At 50.3% G+C, this 17,167-nt stretch carries 13 protein-coding genes; 7 read left to right on the plus strand and 6 right to left on the minus strand.

The genetic code is table 11. The features are described 5' to 3' along the window. Both COA55_RS02260 and COA55_RS02265 read right to left on the minus strand, forming a co-directional pair. Entirely contained in the window at positions 1–783 is a 783-nt protein-coding gene (locus COA55_RS02260; RefSeq protein ID WP_290500432.1) for a hypothetical protein, read from the minus strand. An 888-nt stretch (positions 784–1,671) separates the two neighbouring features. Continuing rightward, positions 1,672–3,999, minus strand: a complete 2,328-nt coding sequence (locus COA55_RS02265; protein WP_290500433.1) for a TRAP transporter large permease subunit — start codon at positions 3,997–3,999, stop codon at positions 1,672–1,674. 297 nt (positions 4,000–4,296) lie between these two features. On the opposite strand from COA55_RS02265, the gene COA55_RS02270 reads away from it, so the two are divergent. The 7 genes from COA55_RS02270 to COA55_RS02300 are packed head-to-tail and all read left to right on the plus strand — an operon-like array spanning position 4,297 to position 12,651. Continuing rightward, complete coding sequence (locus COA55_RS02270; protein ID WP_155134678.1) at positions 4,297–5,166, plus strand: metal-dependent hydrolase; 870 nt, start codon at positions 4,297–4,299, stop codon at positions 5,164–5,166. After that, entirely contained in the window at positions 5,166–6,167 is a 1,002-nt protein-coding gene (locus COA55_RS02275) for a BtrH N-terminal domain-containing protein (protein WP_007150864.1), read from the plus strand. The genes COA55_RS02270 and COA55_RS02275 overlap by 1 nt, the downstream gene beginning before the upstream one ends. Then, positions 6,142–7,122, plus strand: coding sequence for a PaaI family thioesterase (locus COA55_RS02280; RefSeq protein WP_230457772.1), 981 nt, complete (start codon positions 6,142–6,144; stop codon positions 7,120–7,122). Before COA55_RS02275 ends, COA55_RS02280 begins: the two co-directional genes overlap by 26 nt. 58 nt (positions 7,123–7,180) lie before the next feature. Continuing rightward, on the plus strand, positions 7,181–8,731 hold the full coding sequence (locus COA55_RS02285; RefSeq protein ID WP_008930249.1) for a long-chain-fatty-acid--CoA ligase: 1,551 nt from the start codon (positions 7,181–7,183) through the stop codon (positions 8,729–8,731). Between the two features lie 47 nt (positions 8,732–8,778). Next, a complete protein-coding gene (locus COA55_RS02290; RefSeq protein ID WP_007150215.1) occupies positions 8,779–9,939 on the plus strand; it encodes an acyl-CoA dehydrogenase family protein in 1,161 nt (386 codons plus the stop codon). Between the two features lie 8 nt (positions 9,940–9,947). After that, positions 9,948–11,063, plus strand: a complete 1,116-nt coding sequence (locus COA55_RS02295; protein WP_008930247.1) for an acyl-CoA dehydrogenase family protein — start codon at positions 9,948–9,950, stop codon at positions 11,061–11,063. Continuing rightward, a complete protein-coding gene (locus tag COA55_RS02300; protein WP_007150726.1) occupies positions 11,050–12,651 on the plus strand; it encodes a GMC family oxidoreductase N-terminal domain-containing protein in 1,602 nt (533 codons plus the stop codon). Before COA55_RS02295 ends, COA55_RS02300 begins: the two co-directional genes overlap by 14 nt. Before the next feature lie 146 nt (positions 12,652–12,797). Here COA55_RS02300 and COA55_RS02305 read toward each other — a convergent pair whose 3' ends face one another. The 4 genes from COA55_RS02305 to COA55_RS02320 are packed head-to-tail and all read right to left on the minus strand — an operon-like array spanning position 12,798 to position 17,077. Next, complete coding sequence (locus COA55_RS02305; protein ID WP_007149555.1) at positions 12,798–13,682, minus strand: metal-dependent hydrolase; 885 nt, start codon at positions 13,680–13,682, stop codon at positions 12,798–12,800. Between the two features lie 41 nt (positions 13,683–13,723). Next, on the minus strand, positions 13,724–14,590 hold the full coding sequence (locus COA55_RS02310) for an SDR family oxidoreductase (RefSeq protein WP_007150445.1): 867 nt from the start codon (positions 14,588–14,590) through the stop codon (positions 13,724–13,726). A gap of 10 nt (positions 14,591–14,600) precedes the next feature. Beyond that, complete coding sequence (locus COA55_RS02315; protein WP_290500436.1) at positions 14,601–16,112, minus strand: NAD(P)/FAD-dependent oxidoreductase; 1,512 nt, start codon at positions 16,110–16,112, stop codon at positions 14,601–14,603. Continuing rightward, on the minus strand, positions 16,109–17,077 hold the full coding sequence (locus COA55_RS02320; protein ID WP_363969278.1) for an alpha/beta hydrolase: 969 nt from the start codon (positions 17,075–17,077) through the stop codon (positions 16,109–16,111). Before COA55_RS02320 ends, COA55_RS02315 begins: the two co-directional genes overlap by 4 nt. Positions 17,078–17,167 lie beyond the last annotated feature (90 nt).

The following is a 17,167-nucleotide window of genomic DNA, read 5'->3' on the forward strand; positions in this document are numbered from 1 at the left end:
TCAGGAGTAAAGGAACGTCGTTTTCTGGTCATCTGGCACCTCGATTAAGGTGGTAACTTTACCACCTATGTTGGTGTCCGGATTCATTAGACCACTACAGATCGTGGCATCTTCTGGCGGGTTTTCATCAATCACGCTTTCAAAGCTATAACTGGGCTTTACATCGCTATAGTTGAGTGGCTCGATCTTGAGGCCGTTAAAAAGCAGTATCCCCTCGGGAAGAAAATAGAATGATCCCTGCTTGGTGTGTAGTGAGGGAAAGTTTATGTTGCTCCTGATCCAGGGCGGAGGGGGTTTCCCGACGTTGCAACGACTCATATCAATCAGTGAACTGGCCCCCGCATGCCGTTTTTGTTCATGAAAGCCGAAAATTGATTCGGATCTATCTAAAGTCCATAGCTTATGGTTTTCTTCCAAGAATCCAAAAGAACGGATTAGTGATCGGTAATGTTCCGGAAGTGAGCCTGTATCATAGCTAATTTTAATGAACCGACGTTCTTTGTCCCATCTTCTTGTGATGATGTGAATGGGAACCCAGAAGGCAAAGATAATAAGAAAGGCTTCTCCCGCCTTAACCGATAGAGCTAAGACTAAAAGAGCCGCGCCAGACCAGAATGTTAGGCTTTTGAAGTTAAATAGACGTGCTGACTCTTCTATTCGCTCCGAAATTTGCTCAATATTCTTCGGTGGCGGAGGAGTTTCTGCTTGGATGCTATCGGGGTAATTATTTACTTGAACGTGGTTTGGCTCAGAGTCGGGGGAATCAGATGAATACCAGGCCATGGGGGCTCCGTGCCAGAGGTGGTTCCGCAGTCTAAAAGTCTATTTTTACTCTACTGTCCTGTCGTGGTCTATCAGTTGTGGTCAACTATTCCAGTACAGTAATGAAAGATGAATGACGATATTTGTGTTAGGTCCCCTACCTAACCAGAATGTGTAGCATTTAGTGTAGTAGTTCAGTCCGAAGACTTTGAAACAGCCTTGGTTTCTGTCTTATAGACCTTTGTATTATTGATGTATGTTGAATCAGAAAAACCCACTTTACCTCCGAATATTGGTTCATTAAATAAAAGTGGGCATGATATGAAAATTGCTCTAGGGAGCGAGACTTTTCCCTTTCTCAATTGAGGACATCCCCAAAACGCACGTCAGTCCTAAATCAGGGGGCGATTGGGGTTTCACGCGACTATCCGGCATGAGTTCTATCAGTTGGCGCGGCGGCGAATCGTTTTCAGTCATGCTGGCGTTGCTCTCTGGGTGATGCATGGTACAGAGCGACACCACATTTGCCCGCGCCGATCAGTGAATGTGCGTCATTGAGCCTGCCACCTCAGAAATAGGTAATGGCATCGCCCTCTCCATCGTCTTTTCTAATGCAAAAGCGGCAGATTTCGTAGGCATCCAGTCACGACAGAGTGTGATATACAAAATAGGAGTAGGGGCGTATCACGGCGGTGTGGCTGGGGCCTCAAACCCGGCACGTTGCCGGTCGAGTTTGCCCTGGTCATCATCTGTTGATGGGGGGGCGGATTTGGTCAGGAGTTCAGATAAAGTTTGATTATTCCTGACCAAAATTTTTCGTCTTATTGTAAATGCAATCAGTTTACATTTTAATTTTCGCTGAGCGATGGAATCAGTTATTGAAAGCCAACTTTTAAAATTGACTCGCGATTAACCACCGTGCGATATTTTCTGGAACATATAGCCGTGGAGCGTATCTGACATCAGTGGCAGGTAGGATACCATCAATAGAGCGGTCAGCATCACGGCAATAGGCAGAAGATACTTCTCGTGGCGACGGTAAAAGCTGCCTCCGTGAACTTTGGCGGATTCCACTTCCTCGTCGCCGACCACCTGTCTTGTTAATAAGTGGTTAAGTGCCACCGGTGGTGACAAGTAGCCCAGTTCGAAGGCCGCTAGAGTGATCATCCAGAAGTGCAGGGGCTCAATTCCATTGGCGAACGCCACAGGAGCTATCGTGGCGTTCACCAGTAACACCGCGCCCATCGGATCCATGGTCATGCCAATGATTACCATAGTGATCACCAATATAGTCATTGCAACCCAGATATTGGCAAAAGTTTCAGGTAAGTTTTCCATCATCCCAGAACGTTCTACGATGCCACCAAGGCTTACCGACATGCCCATCAAAATCAACAAGGCACCGATATGTCCGGTGGTTTCATTGGTGGCAAAACGCAGTGAAGACTCTAGCTTCTCTCCTGTGCCTGGTTCAGGCTGGTGGTGAGGTTTTGCCGAGGGTTTTTTTACTAGATGCTGCAGAATCAGGCTGACACTAAGTAACATATTGCGCCAGAAAAGCTCCCAGAACAGGCTGTTAAGTTCATTTTTTGAAGTGCCAGTAGGAATGTTGCCGCTATTCAGGGCCTCCTGCATACCAGCCATATTGTAAGAGGAGTAGAGAATGAGGGGGACTAGCGTCAACGAGAAGACGTGTAGAGATTTTACGCTAAGTTTCTCGTAACACAGAATCGACAGCATCATTACAGGCAAAATGATGGGGGCGTAGATTTCGTTTAACTCCGCACCCAGAATATCTCGGAAAAATACTACCACCGTGCCCATGATGATTATATAGGGAAGCAGTGGGACCAGGCGTTTAAGACTGGTGGGTACTGCTTCAGATAAGGGTGCAATACGGGCGGGTGATGTGCGTACAAACTGGCTGTAAACGAAGAACAAGAACAAAGACAAAGAGAAAACCTTCAAGCCTGAGGAAAACATCTCATCTGTCGTCACTGCGTTATTCAATGCGGCAATAATCACTACCAGAAGACAAGGTCGAAGAACGACGCCGAGAGAGCCAGACATAGCAGTGGCTGCCAGAGCTAACTGCTTGCGGGCTCCGGCGCGAATCAGCTCATGGTAAACGGTGGCGCCAGCTGCGATTACAAAAATACCTGAAGCGCCGGTGAACGCTGTCGGGATTGCGGTAATTGCTAGCACGACAAAACACATGAGCTCTGGAGACATTTTCCAGGGTCGCAGTACATCAAATACCAGGTGGGCGAGTTTGGTTTGACGTAACATCATGCCTATCCAGATATACAGCGCGAGGCTCAAAAACAGTGTGGAAAGCTCCATGAGCATACCTAGGTATACACTTATTCCGTGATAGTAACCTTGTTGGGCGAACTGGATACCTGCGGAAATACACATGATGCTGTACAGCGGAATGGTCAGCAGCGATTTCCCCCAAGAGCCGCCATCGCTTAGATCTTTCGGCGGACGGAGCAACTGGTAGAACGCTGCCAGGCTGAGAATACTAAATCCTGCAATCCAGAACTGATGAAGATAGAAGTGATCAACGTTGACTCCATCTGCCACTGCGGATAATTCTGCACTGCGATAAACCCATGCTGACGCCAATAGCATCAGGTTTGCACTTAGCTGACCAACAGTTGAGACCAAATGATCCTTGCGCGTTTGAGCAGGCCGAAGTGCGATGTGGTGTCGGGAGAATGTAGCTGTTGCTGCACAGATTATGATAAGTAGGCAGAGTAAAAGGCGCTTGTAACCCCCAAGGGTGGTGACCAGATGGGCGACCCCTGTTTCCAGGTTGCGGAAGGCAATCACTCCAGGAGTGGCGTTCTCTTGAACCATCCTGTAGTCGCTCCATTTATTGCGACAAATGGAGCGGGATGACTCCAGCGATTGACGTATCGCTCCTTCGTTCACCTCTGATCCCAAAATTCCGGCTAATGGATCGGCCGCCATTCGTGCTTTCTTCTCGGTGATGGCCTTCTGGATCTCCTGTTCAATGTTAGGATCTGAATTACAGGTGGGGGCGCCGACAAGTCCCGCTGTTCGCAGCTTGAAGTAACCTTCCCATGTGCTCTCACCAATCTTGAGTAACTGGGAATGAATCACTTCGCCAGAGGCTAGAAAAATAGTGAGCAATAGCAGGATTATGGTTGGCAAGGAGGAAAGCCATTCTCCCGCAGATCGCTGTGCCATGCTCAAACTGGCAATATTCATCGGTACTTCCTTGCTCTATAAATTTATCGGTTACAAACGACAGGGTCGAACCGAATGTTTAAGGGAATTCTGAATATTTCGTAAAATGTGGTGATTCTCACTTCTTGGCTTTTGATCGGCCCATAGCGCTGATATTTAGCGCATCTTTCATGGTCGAATCACTACTTCGAAAGTTATAAGCATGAAACTTACGTGGTTTTGCCGCTTTGTAGGTTTGTTCTGGTTGACATTTGGTCAGTTGACCAAATAACATCGAAGGATGTCAACCTAAAGACAACCTGTTTCATTGGAGGAATTATGACTTCTTTGCCAATCCAGCCACGTAAAGTTGCTTTTGATGTCTCATCAGTGCCGCGGCACTGGAATGGCGGTGATCCCGTGCTGACCCGCTTTTTTGACGCCCTCTCGGTACATTTCCCGGAGGGAGAGCGCTTCTTTATCCAGTCAGTGCGTAACTTCAAGGATCAGGTGACAGATGATCAGCTGATCGAGGACATTCGTCACTTTATTCGCCAGGAAGGTCAGCACGGCATTGTCCATGATCGTTTCAACGATGTGATGGCCAGCCAGGGCGTGGATGTAGATAAGGTCACTACGAATTTAAGGACGTTTATTCGCACCACACAAAAGTACTTGCCGAAGAAGTATCAGCTCGCCATGACTGCGGCGTTTGAGCACTTTACGGCAACCTTGGGCGAAACAATGGTCAGCGAGAAAAGCGACATGTTCCGCGAGGCCGACCCGGTAATGAGGGCTCTATTTCTTTGGCACGGGGTTGAAGAAGTAGAGCACAAGGCTGTGGCCTATGATCTTTATCAGGGAGCGGCTGGGGGGGGCTACCTGACTCGTGCCTCGGCGCTGGTGGTTGCGACACTGATGGTTCATTTGGTCGTGGCACCGGTATTCTGGAATATGCTCAAGCTTGATGGTGTCACGCGCCAGCCCGGTGTGATTCTGAAGGGTTTGAACAAACTTTATGGGCGAAAAGGTATTCTCACAGGAATGTTGCCTGATTTTCTTGCCTGGTTTCGTCCCGGGTTTCACCCTTGGGACACCGGTATGCCTGAGAAGGTTGCCGCCTGGTTGGCAGAGTATGAGGCTCATGGTGATCCAATGCAGGCATCGGAGACCATTTATGGTCCGGATCCTGTGAGAGAGGCAGCCTGATGCAGACCAACGATCAGGGTAACCCCGGTGCCTTTGATTTTCGGCACACTCATAGGCCCGGACGCCACTGTGGAAGTTCAGCTATCAGGGATCTTCTGGAGTTTCATGGGCTTAATTTAACTGAAGCTTTCTGCTTCGGTCTCGGTGCCGGGCTTGGTATTACTTATGTGGAAATACCAGGCACGGACACCCCGTTTATTGTCCATGTCCGTTCAATGGGATTTGAGGAAACGGTGTTCTCTACACTGGGCGTGCCGTTTCGCTGGGAAACTTGGCAAGATAAATGTGCTGCCGCCGATGCGCTGGATGCCCATCTTGATGCGGGGCGGCCTGCGCTTCTCTTAACTGATATTTTTTACCTTCCTTATTTCAAGAGCAGTACACATTTCCCCGGTCACGCCATCGTCGCCTGGCAGCGAGCCGAGAAGGGCGAGACGATGCTCGTTAGCGATACCGAGCGCCCAGGGCTTTTAGAGGTGCCTCGTGACAAGTTGGTTGAAGCCAGATTCTCCTTGTCGCCACCCTTTATCCATCATGGTTCATTGTTCGCACCCGAAAGTGTTTCGGTTCAGGTGTCTGCCGAGAACGTGCGCAGTGCGATTGTGAAGAATGCAGATAATCTCCTGCAAGGAAGCAGGAATCACGGTATTCAAGCGCTAACAACTTGGATCCAGGAACTTCCTCGCTGGAAGGCAGTGGATAAATGGCAATGGTTGCTCCGTTTCGCCTATCAAGTGATCGAGAAGCGTGGAACGGGGGGCAGCGGCTTTAGAGCGATGTATTCAGAATTTCTCGATGAAGCGAGTGAAATTGTTCCTGAAATACATGAGGCAGGCTTGGTCGAGTTGATGCGAACGAGTGCTGCGGCATGGTCCGCTCTGGCTGATTGTCTGCGAAAGGGGTCCGAAAGTGAAACATTCCCTGAAGAGGCAATAACGGACGCCATTGAATCTGTGCGTGTTGCAGAGACCCGGTATGCGGATGCCGCTTCAACATTCTGATAAAAAGTTGCTAACTATGACAGCTGAGACATCACTCCCGAGAGAACTGCTTGCCGCAAAGGCTTTTTTTGGTTCAGGGCATCCGTTGTTCAGGGTTTTTGGTATCGCAATGGATGACATTACCAAAGATGGCGCGGTAATGAGCATGCCTTGTGTGGAAGAGGTTTGTGATCAACAGGGAAAGCTTCATCGGGGAGCCATCGCTACCTTGCTTGATACGGCATGTGGTTTGGCGATTTTTGTGCGCCTCGGCGACATGCGCCCAATTGCGACAATTGACTTGCGCGTTGATTTCATCGCTAACCCCGAGGCTGGCGAAGGGGTGGCATGTAATGTCACCTGTTTTGCAGTTGAAGAAAATATTGCCTATGTCCGTGGAGAGGCATTTGGGCGTGATGGCGGCAATTTGCTGGCGTCGGTATCAGGCAGTTTTGCGATAGGAACGGCAGGCCCGTCCTTTGATCAATCTGTGAATCCTAGCAATAAGAGAGCCCCCTCCAAGAAAAAAACAATCGATGATGAAGGAATCATCAGCTTCGAAACAGAAAGGGTAACCGCTCTCTCTACTGTGGTCGGCGATGTATCACCATACGAAAAATTTCTTGGTATGACGGCTTCGGACGATAACGGCGAAGCAACCTATAAAATGCCGTTTCGCGAGCAGCACATTGGCAACCCTCTGATCAAGACTTTTCATGGCGGTATTATCGCAAGCTTCGCGGAGCTTGTTGCTGGCGCGCACTTAACAGCGAATCAGACTGAACAAAATAAGCCAGTATGTTCAAGTATGACTCTGGATTATTTGCGCCCGGCCTTTGCGGGTACGTTGGTGGCCAAGCCGAACATTATTCGTGAAGGAAAGCGCTTCATTGTGGTTGTTGTGGATGTGTTTCTTGATGGCGCCCAGGTTTCCCGAGGTCGCTTCATTTATAAGAGAGCCTTCGCTTCCAGCTAATCCAATCTATAAACAACCCTCCCCCCTTCCTTTTCTGCCTCAATAGAGGAGTTCTGTTATGTATATTTCACAGACTTTGCGCCGTGCGGTTCAATTAAACGGCCAAGGTACGGCTACCGTTTTTGCTGGTCGGCGGCAAACCTGGCGAGAGTTTGAAGACCGTATCGCATGCCTTGCTAACGGGTTGCTAAGTCTGGGCATCAATGCGGGTGACAGGGTTGCCATACTGGCATTAAACAGCGATCGCTACCTGGAGTATTTCTATGCAGTGCCGTGGGCCGGTGCGGCAGTGAATCCCGTCAATATTCGGCTCGCACCACCTGAAATCGCCTATACCTTGAATGACTCAGGTTCTAAAGTGCTTTTCGTTGATGACACCTTTGCAGCATTGCTGCCATCCCTACAGCCACAGCTTGAGTCTATCAAGCATGTTGTCTTCATGGGTGAGGGTGAGTGTCCACAAGGGTGTATTGATTATGAATCCCTTGTCGCCAACGCCGGTCGAATCCGTGACGCCAATGCTGGCGGTGACGATCTGGCGGGGCTGTTTTATACCGGTGGTACCACTGGGCGGTCAAAAGGCGTGATGCTGAGTCATGACAACCTGGTATTCAATGCCCTGAACGTGGTTGCCGAGATGGGCTATGACAGTGACACCATATATATGCATGCCGGGCCCATGTTCCACTTGGCTGATATGGCCAGCACGTTTGCCGTGACACTGGCTGCGGGGACACATGGCATTGTTCCTCGCTTTGATGTTGATGAAGTGCTGGCTTTCATTGAGCAGGAGAAAGTCACGAACACCCTGTTGGTGCCGACCATGGTCAATCTTCTAGCCTCATCTGGGCGCATCGCCAATTACGATGTCAGCAGCATAAAACGCATGCTGTATGGCGCCTCGCCAATGCCAGAGGCGGTATTGATTAGTGCTATGGAACAAATGCCGACAGTGTCATTTGCTCAGGGCTATGGCCAGACCGAAGCCTCCCCAATCATTACCTCACTCGGGCCAGAACATCACATTCCCGGCGGAGAAAAATTACGTAGCGCCGGTCGCGCAGCACTGGGTGTGGAGGTGGTGGTGCTTGATGAAAATGATCAGGTGGTATCTCAAGGTACGGTTGGCGAAATATGTGCGCGGGGACCAAACGTCATGTTGGGTTACTGGGGAATGGAATCAACAACCGCTGATACCTTGCGCAATGGTTGGCTACATACCGGCGACCTTGGCTACATGGACGAGGATGGATTTGTCTTCATCGTTGATCGAGCCAAGGACATGGTAATTAGCGGTGGAGAAAATATTTTCTCTGTTGAAGTTGAAGGTGCCATTTATAGCCATCCTGAGGTACAGGAGTGCGCGGTAATTGGTATTCCCGATGAACGCTGGGGTGAAGCTGTGCATGCAATCGTGGTGCTGCGTGAAGGAGAGCACGCCAGTGAGGCAGAGATTATCGAACATTGCCGTGAAAGAATTGCAGGTTACAAAGTGCCTCGTAGCGTTGATTTTAAGGCAGAGTCGTTGCCGGTGAGTGGGGCAGGTAAGGTGCTGAAAAACGAACTGCGAGCCCCCTTTTGGGAGAGCAACGGTAAACAGGTTAATTGAGTAATCGATGACCTTGTATTGCGAAATTTATTGGCTTGGAGGCTTCCATGAATCTGGATTTCAGTAATGACGAAAAAGAATTTCGTAAGAGTATCCGGCAGTGGATGAAGGAAAATGTGCCTGATGATATTCGGCGCTGTACTGCCCGAGGAGCGATGCCAGACAAGAATATGCAGCAACGATGGGAGCGTTTGCTGGGCAGTCAAGGTTGGCTCACGTCTACTTGGCCAGAACAATTTGGTGGCCCAGGGTGGAGTGCAACCCAGCGGTATATTTTCGATCAGGAACGCGCCTCGGCAGGGGCTCCGCCAACAAGTCCTTTTGGTGTGGCCATGGTTGGGCCGGTGTTATATACCTTTGGTTCTGAAGCACAGAAGGAACGGTGGTTGCCCGGCATTCAGCGTGGCGAAACGCTATGGTGCCAAGGTTATTCTGAGCCCAATGCGGGCTCAGATCTGGCCTCGTTAAAAACGCGAGCCACGCGTAATGGCGACCATTATTTGGTTAATGGTCAAAAAATCTGGACGACACAGGCCCATTGGGCAGACATGATGTTTTGCTTGGTGCGAACGGATAGCACCGTGAAACAGCAGCAGGGTATTTCATTCCTGCTGATCGATATGAAAACCCCCGGGCTTGAAGTACGGCCGATTTATTCAATTGATGGGCATCATCACCTTAACGAAGTCTATTTTACCGACGTGAAAGTGCCTGTGGAAAATTTGGTGGGTCAAGAAGGAATGGGGTGGACCATTGCCAAGTTTCTTCTTACCCACGAACGCACCACCATTGCCGGTGTGGCGGATATTCACTACGAAATCAATCGCCTTAAAAGTGCTATCGATGCGCTACCAACGGAAACAGATAAGCAGTTGGCGGTGCGTCGGTTGGCTGGCTTGGAAGTCGATCTTATGGCACTGGAATACACCAACTTTCGCACCGTTGCTGCCACAGATGAAGGCAAGCCGTTCGGCCCAGAATCGTCAGGACTGAAAATCAAAGGCACGGAACTACAGCAAAGGGTTTCCCAAGCGATGGTGGAAATCGGAGGTTTGATGTCTTTGCCATGGGATAACGAGGAGCCCATTGGGGAGCAAATTTTTAATCAGGCCAGTCGCCGCTATAACTTCCTGCGTGCGTGCACCATCTATGGTGGATCTAACGAGATCCAGAAAAACGTGTTGGCGAAGATGTTGCTCGGATTGTGAGGTGAAAAATGGATTTCAAGTTACCCGAAAATACCACCATGATTGCGGATACCGCGCGCCGTTATCTTAAAGACAACTATTCATTTGACAGCTACATTGCACAGTTGAATGAGAGTAATCACCTTGAAGCGAATCGCTGGCAGGCCATGAATGATTTGGGTTGGTTTGGCCTTCCGTTTGCTGAATCTGTTGGAGGGTATGGCGGCTCATTGCTTGACGTGTGCGCCATTGTTCAGGAGTTAGGAGCCGCGCTTTGTCTTGACCCTTTTGTCGATTTAATTGTTTCCCCCGGCAAGTTATTGGAGTTCGCCAATACGCCAACATCCTTGGCGTTGCTTGATCGCATTATTTCTGGTGAGGCACGTGTGGCTTGCGGTCTTTATGACCGGCATGCCGGTTATCACGTGCTGAACCCTTCCTTGAGGCTAAACGGAGAACGACTTTCCGGGCAGAAGCACGTTGTGTCTGATGGTGGCGTTGCAGACGCCGTGCTCGTCTCCGCTATGTCTGGTGATGAGTTGGCCATTGTCGCGCTACCTTTCGACGCCTGTGACGTTGAAAGATATCGACTGCTCGATGGAAGCCGTGCTGCCAGTTTGACGCTTGATGATGTGCTCATCACAGACGAAATGGTTTTGTGTCGTGGTGATGCGGCAAAGCAAGCGGTTTCTGCCTGGTTCGATTATCTGTGCGCATTGGACTGCGCACGTATGTACGGCGCCTGCCGAGAGGTGTATCAGGCCACTCTGGAATACGCTCGAACGCGTAAACAGTTTGGTACAACGATTGGCAGTTTTCAGGTAATCCAGCACTACCTTGTTGATGCGTTTATTGATCTCCAGCAGCTGGAATCCATGCTCTTGATGGTGTCAGTAAAAGGAGAGAGCGCAAACGTCTGTGAGCGCGGGCGCGCGACAGCGGCGGCAAAGGCTTACTACGCAAACCGGGCCGTTGGTATCACTCAGCAAGGTATCCAGATCCATGGTGGCGTTGGTGTTACGGAAGAGCTGAACATTGGCCATTACTTCCGTCTGGTGACACATGCATCATTGAGTCATGGCGACCGAGAGCACCACATGTCACGGTTTATTCAGGCGGGGGAGAAGCAAAATGAAGTCGTTTGATTTTATCGTCGTAGGGGCGGGCTCTTCGGGCTGTGTTCTTGCCAACCGGTTAAGCGAGTGCGGCAAGTATTCCGTTTGTCTTATTGAGGCCGGCCCCCACGATAATAGCGGTTTTATTAATATTCCGTTTGGACTCATCGGTCTAATTAAACAAGGAAAGCGAAACTGGGGCTACGACACCGCGCCACAGAGTCACCTTAATAAAAGGCGCCTCTACTGGCCGCGAGGAAAAACACTGGGGGGCAGCAGCTCAATCAATGCCATGGTCTACATTCGAGGCCAACAACAAGACTATGATGACTGGGCAGCGCAAGGCGCAACAGGGTGGGCGTGGAAAGATGTGCAGCCGGTATTCAATGCACATGAAAACAATGAACAATACTCCGCTGACAATTGGCATGGTGTGGGTGGGCCACTGAATGTTACCCGAGTCAGGGATGTTAACCCGTTAACCCCGCTGTTTATTAAGTCCGGTGAAGAGCTGGGTTATACCCGAAACGATGATTTTAACGGGCCGGAACAGAAAGGCTTTGGCCGGTTTCAGGTAACACAAAAAGAAGGGCGCCGATGGAGTGCCGCGCGTGCTTTCCTGGATCCTGCACGTGGCCGCGATAACCTGCACATCATGACGGATGTGCAGGTAACCAAGGTGTTACTGGATTGCGGCAGGGCGATTGGCGTCGAAATTTGTGATAGTGATGGTGCTCAATCGGTCATTCGTACGAACAAAGAAGTCATCCTGTCCGGTGGGGCGATCAATAGCCCTCAGTTGCTGATGTTGTCGGGTATTGGAGAGCGAGAGCACCTATCGAAAATCGGCATCACCTGTTTGCAAGACTCGCCGGAAGTTGGGGAGAACCTTCAAGATCACCTTGATATGACCGTCATGATCAAGGACAAAAGCCGTCAATCAATCGGCATGTCACCGTTTTTTATACCTCGGCTGATTAGTGCCTTCTACCAGTATTTTCGTCATCGGCGCGGCTTTCTTGCCAGTAACGCGGCGGAAGCAGGGGCTTTTGTCAGCCTGCTCAGCGAGCCGGATCGTCCGGATGCTCAGCTACACTTTTTACCGGCTTATCTTCGAGATCATGGACGTCAGTTGACGCCTGGGTTTGGTTGTACGATTCATGTGTGCCAACTCAGGCCTAAGAGTCGAGGACAGATTCGATTGGCCAATAGCGATCCATTTGCTGCGCCTTTGATAGACCCAAACTATCTTTCTCATCCTGACGATATTCTTGTGCTCCGTGAAGGCGTGAAACTAGCCAGAAAAGTGTTTCACAGTCATTCTTTCAGCTCTGCTTTTGGCGGTGATGACGAACCGGCTTCCAGCGTGGAGAGTGATGACCAGATTGACGCGGATATTCGCCAGCGCGCTGAAACAATCTACCATCCCGTCGGCACTTGCCGAATGGGTAGTGATGAAAAAGCGGTGGTGGATGTCCGTCTGCGGGTAAACGGTGTGAAGGGGTTGCGTGTCGCCGATGCCTCGATCATGCCACTGTTGATCAGTGGTAATACGAACGCGCCATGTATGATGATTGGCGAGCGAGCGGCACAATTCATTCTAGAGGATGCGCAATAAAGATCGGCTAGAGAAAAGCTATGATAAAAGGTGTAATGCCGGAGTTGCATGGAAGCAATTCCGGCATTTTTTTGTGTGTCTTTTAGCAAACGGTGGTGACAGAGTCGTCAACTATTCAGAGGTTCCCTAAACCCCCTTGAGCATTATTATGCCGCCGGATTGCTATACAGCTCATGCAGTTGGCCACCTTCAGCGAACAACTTCTCACGCCACAGTTTTTCCAGCCCTTTGGTGTCATGTTGATCAGGGTGGAAATCCGGCTGAATGAACTCAGGAAGGCGCGAAAGGATTTGCGATACAAACCCGTTACGACCTAGCAAAATATTCAGACCTTTAACATTATCGCTGATGTTGCCGAGCTGGCCGTCTTTGACAAGCATCCAGCTCCAGGTGATGCCCAGCATCGGCAGCAAGACGACCATCGAGGCGAGGGCTGCAGCCACGCGCTCTGTACGGCTGTTACCAATAAGCTCATATACGTCGTAGGCAACAGATTTGTGTTCCAGCTCTTCGAGCGCATGCCACTGCCATATTTTGAGCATTTCAGGGTCTGCCTGGCGTACAAAATTCTCGTCTTCAAGTAGCTGCTCGGCGAGAAGCGCAGTAAAGTGCTCCATAAACGTGGTGGCGGCTAGCCGAGTGCTCGGCGGCAACTTCTCTAGTATGGCCAAGCCAATTTTGACAAACCGATCTGGCGACTGCATGTCATAGCCGTACTCGGCGAGAATCTGGTTCAGCCTGTCGTGCTCTCGTCCGTGAATGGCCTCCTGCCCCATGAAGCCCGATATGGCCGCCCGTAGAGATTCGTCCTTAACCTGACCACGAAAGTGTCTAACGGACTCCATGAAATAGCGTTCACCAGGTGGGAAAAAACCGGAGAGCATGGCAAAGAAAGTCGTTGCTGTGGCATTTCCAGCATAAAAATACTTTGGAATGGAATCCGGAAATTGAAAATTGATATGACGCGGTGGAATGCCCACCAGCGCGCCGCTGAGTTTCTTAATGCTTTTTACCGTATTAGACGAGCGCATATCGCCTCCAATCAATAATGTGATAGTTAAAGAGAAAAATGTCAGGCCATGCCCTGATGCGTTTTTTTATTTTTGCTGCTTTGCTGTTTTTTAAACATAATTTCAAGCAAGCGTTGGTAGCCTGTGGGTATCAGTCTCTGTGTGGTGTCCAGCATGACCGCGTCACCGCCTACCAAAACTCTTCGCCGGTTTTTCCGCACGCCTTTCAGGATGGTTCTAGCGGCAGCTTCGGGTGTGGTCATGGCAATTTTTTCGAACATGCTGGCAATCTCTTCTTTGTCGCCCATGTTCATGCTGCCCATGTCTCCCATGCGACTATTACGCGCGATGTTAGTCTTTACTCCACCTGGATGAACGCAAGTCGCGCTGACAAGGCCGCCCGCGATATCCAGCTCTTCACGTAATGATTCTGTAAATCCGCGAACAGCAAATTTTGCGGCGTTGTAGGCTGACTGGGTTGGAACACCGATAATGCCGAAAACGCTGGAGATATTGACGATATGGCCTTCACCTATTTTCTGGAGATGGGGAAGAAATGCCTTTGTACCGTATACGACACCCCAGAAATTGATATTCATCAGCCATTCAAAGTTTTCATAGCTCATGTTCTCGACGGTCTCACCCAGTCCCACACCGGCATTGTTCATGATGAGATTTACTTTTCCGTGTGTTGATACGGTATCTTCCGCGTATTGATAAACCGCATTTTTGTTGCTGACATCAACAACATGAGTGCTGATGTTGACGGCGTAGCCTGCCAGTAATTCGACCGTCTTCTCTAGGCTTTCTTCGCTGATATCAGAGATCGCTAAGTGGCAACCTTCTTTTGCTAGAGCAATCGCCGTGGCTTGCCCGATGCCCGACCCGGCGCCAGTGATCGCCGCGACTTTTCCTGAAAATGATTTCATCGTTGCGCCTCTATATTGATGTGTTGCTCAGAAGTTTTTGGACGAGATTGCGTTTCGTTTTATGTAGGTTTGTCGTTTCGAATTTAAGGTGGCCATCATTCATTTTTCCATAACGAAGCGCCGGCAGGTCGTGAAGATAATCGTTGAGGTTTTGCCAAGGATCTTTGTTGCCTTGGCGTGGCAGGCGGTCATCAGCACGTTGAATGTAGCCAGATCGAAGGTTGAGAAAGTTGACATCAGAGCCACACCCTTCCTCGTCGATAGGGGTCACCTTTTCTGCGCCTGTCTTGCGCATATGCTTGAGAAGCCGACAAACAAATTCGGAGGCAATATCTGCCTTGAGGGTCCAGGACGCGTTGGTATAGCCAAAGACCAGTGCCATATTAGGCACTTTTTCAAGCATTAAGCCTTTGTACATCATGGTGTTTGAGAGATTGACGTGCGTACCATCAACACGTAGCTCTGCGCCGCCCAACATTTGCAAATCCAGACCGGTAGCTGTGACGATAATATCGGCAGGTATCCAATCCCCAGATTCCAGTTTTATACCGGTTTTGGTGACATTTTTTATATGATCCGTCACCACGGAAGCCTTGCCTTCACGAAGCACCTTGAACAGATCCCCCTTGGGAACTGCGCACATTCGTTCCTCCCATGGGTTGTAGTGAGGTTGAAAATGCTTCATGTCGATATCAGGCCCCAGTTGTTTGCGAGCAGCGGCCAGCAGTAATCTGCGGATCGCTTTGGGCTTACGAATCGATAGGTTAAATACGGTTCTCTGCAGCAGGATATTGCGTGTGCGCGCCATGCGGTAAACAAGCATTTCTGGCAGTACTCGGCGCAGGTTTTTCGAGATGAGATCTTGCTCAGGGACGGAGGCAACATAAGTAGGGGAGCGCTGTAACATGGTGACATGCGCAGCGCGGTCGGTCATCGCGGGCACCAGTGTTACGGCGGTGGCGCCGCTGCCGATCACGACAACTCGCTTACCCGTATAGTCGTATTCATCTGGCCAGTGTTGCGGGTGAATAACCTCGCCGCCAAAACGATTGATTCCAGGGATTTTCGGTGTGTAGCCGGCGTCATAGTTATAATAACCGGTACAGTTGAGGACAAACCCAGCGGTGAAAACTTCTTCTTCACCGGTTTCCTCGTTCAACGCGGTAACCGTCCAGCGATTGAATTCGCTGCTCCAGTCCTCGGCAGTGACTTTCAGGCCAAAATGAATTTTCTTGTGGACCTGATGATGCTCAGCGGTTTCTTCGATGTAATTGCGAATAGAGGGGCCATCGGCAAGCATCTTGGTGTCTGTCCAAGGCCGAAAGTTATAGCCGAGTGTGAACATATCGGAGTCCGAACGGATGCCGGGATAGCGAAATAAATCCCAGGTGCCACCAACGCGCTTGCGTCGCTCAAGGATGCCATAGCGTAGATCTGGGCACTTGCGGCTTAGGTGACAAGCCGCACCGACGCCGGAAAGGCCCGCGCCAATGATCAGCACGTCGAGGTGTTTATGTTTCATGGTGTAAGTCTCCGATCGGTGGAGCGTATGTGATTTCCTTGCGGGTCAAGGTGCTGAAGAAAGTCCAGCACTGCTCCGGTAAAAATACTGTTGCGGTCACCCGCTACCATATGACCTGCTTGATGGATTACTCGGTACTTGGCATGTGGCACGAGGGCTAATAATTCCTGGGCTCCTGCTTCGCTGAGTACATCACTGTGATGGCCGCGGATGAGTAATATCGGTAATTTGAGTTTGCTTGCTGCAAGATTGAGTCGCGCTCGGCCGAACATGCCTTCATTTGCTTCAGGGATTACCGCATGATCAAGAAACGCAGGATCCCAGTGCCAATGGAGACGGCCATTAGCGTCCTGGCGGAGGTTTTTTCGCAAGCCCTGTGAGCTTGATGGTGCTTTTCGTGTTGGGTTATAGGCAGCCACGGCATCCTGAACCTGATCCAGAGAGTCGAAACCGTCAGGGTGGCGGCGCATGAACTCAATCACCCGGCGAACGCCTTTGGTCTCAAGCCGTGGGGCCACATCCACCAGTACCAGACCTCGACAGGGCAAGGGGGGCTCCTCCCCAAGGGTAAGCATGGCCGTCAGTCCGCCCATTGACGCTCCCACGATATAAGGTGATGTGGGAAGTGATTGGATGATGGCGCGGAGGTCTGATACCAGCGCGGTGCCGCTGTAATCCCCTTCAGGGCACCACTGGCTTTGACCATGACCGCGGGCATCAATGCAGGTAGCGCAGTACCCTGATCTGGCCAGAGCTGTTGCCGTGTGCGCCCAGGCATGACGGGTCTGTCCGCCGCCATGCAGCAAAAGCACCTGCGGTGACTTCGGGTCCCCGAACTGGGTTGCACTAAGAACCAACCCGCCGTTTCCCGGGAACTGTATATCCCTGCCAGATTCCGGTGAGTGCTTTGAATCGCTGTAGGCAAGGCTTGCGAGGCTGTCGTGAGGATGCATCATTATAGGCATTTATTTATTTGGCCAAACAACCAAATATTAGCGTTTCTTCTACACAAAGAAAAGTCCTATTTGACGATATTGATGATCATTCAGCGGTGT

Origin of the sequence: Alcanivorax sp. (assembly GCF_002733835.1) — a bacterium.
Classification (GTDB): Bacteria; Pseudomonadota; Gammaproteobacteria; order Pseudomonadales; family Alcanivoracaceae; genus Alcanivorax.

What these genes read in the sequence shown, in the direction of transcription:
- COA55_RS02260 (WP_290500432.1), bottom strand. Translation starts at nt 783, where the DNA reads ATGGCCTGGTATTCATCTGATTCCCCCGACTCTGAGCCAAACCACGTT.
- COA55_RS02265 (WP_290500433.1), bottom strand. Translation starts at nt 3,999, where the DNA reads ATGAATATTGCCAGTTTGAGCATGGCACAGCGATCTGCGGGAGAATGG.
- COA55_RS02270 (WP_155134678.1), top strand. Translation starts at nt 4,297, where the DNA reads ATGACTTCTTTGCCAATCCAGCCACGTAAAGTTGCTTTTGATGTCTCA.
- COA55_RS02275 (WP_007150864.1), top strand. Translation starts at nt 5,166, where the DNA reads ATGCAGACCAACGATCAGGGTAACCCCGGTGCCTTTGATTTTCGGCAC.
- COA55_RS02280 (WP_230457772.1), top strand. Translation starts at nt 6,142, where the DNA reads ATGCGGATGCCGCTTCAACATTCTGATAAAAAGTTGCTAACTATGACA.
- COA55_RS02285 (WP_008930249.1), top strand. Translation starts at nt 7,181, where the DNA reads ATGTATATTTCACAGACTTTGCGCCGTGCGGTTCAATTAAACGGCCAA.
- COA55_RS02290 (WP_007150215.1), top strand. Translation starts at nt 8,779, where the DNA reads ATGAATCTGGATTTCAGTAATGACGAAAAAGAATTTCGTAAGAGTATC.
- COA55_RS02295 (WP_008930247.1), top strand. Translation starts at nt 9,948, where the DNA reads ATGGATTTCAAGTTACCCGAAAATACCACCATGATTGCGGATACCGCG.
- COA55_RS02300 (WP_007150726.1), top strand. Translation starts at nt 11,050, where the DNA reads ATGAAGTCGTTTGATTTTATCGTCGTAGGGGCGGGCTCTTCGGGCTGT.
- COA55_RS02305 (WP_007149555.1), bottom strand. Translation starts at nt 13,682, where the DNA reads ATGCGCTCGTCTAATACGGTAAAAAGCATTAAGAAACTCAGCGGCGCG.
- COA55_RS02310 (WP_007150445.1), bottom strand. Translation starts at nt 14,590, where the DNA reads ATGAAATCATTTTCAGGAAAAGTCGCGGCGATCACTGGCGCCGGGTCG.
- COA55_RS02315 (WP_290500436.1), bottom strand. Translation starts at nt 16,112, where the DNA reads ATGAAACATAAACACCTCGACGTGCTGATCATTGGCGCGGGCCTTTCC.
- COA55_RS02320 (WP_363969278.1), bottom strand. Translation starts at nt 17,077, where the DNA reads ATGCCTATAATGATGCATCCTCACGACAGCCTCGCAAGCCTTGCCTAC.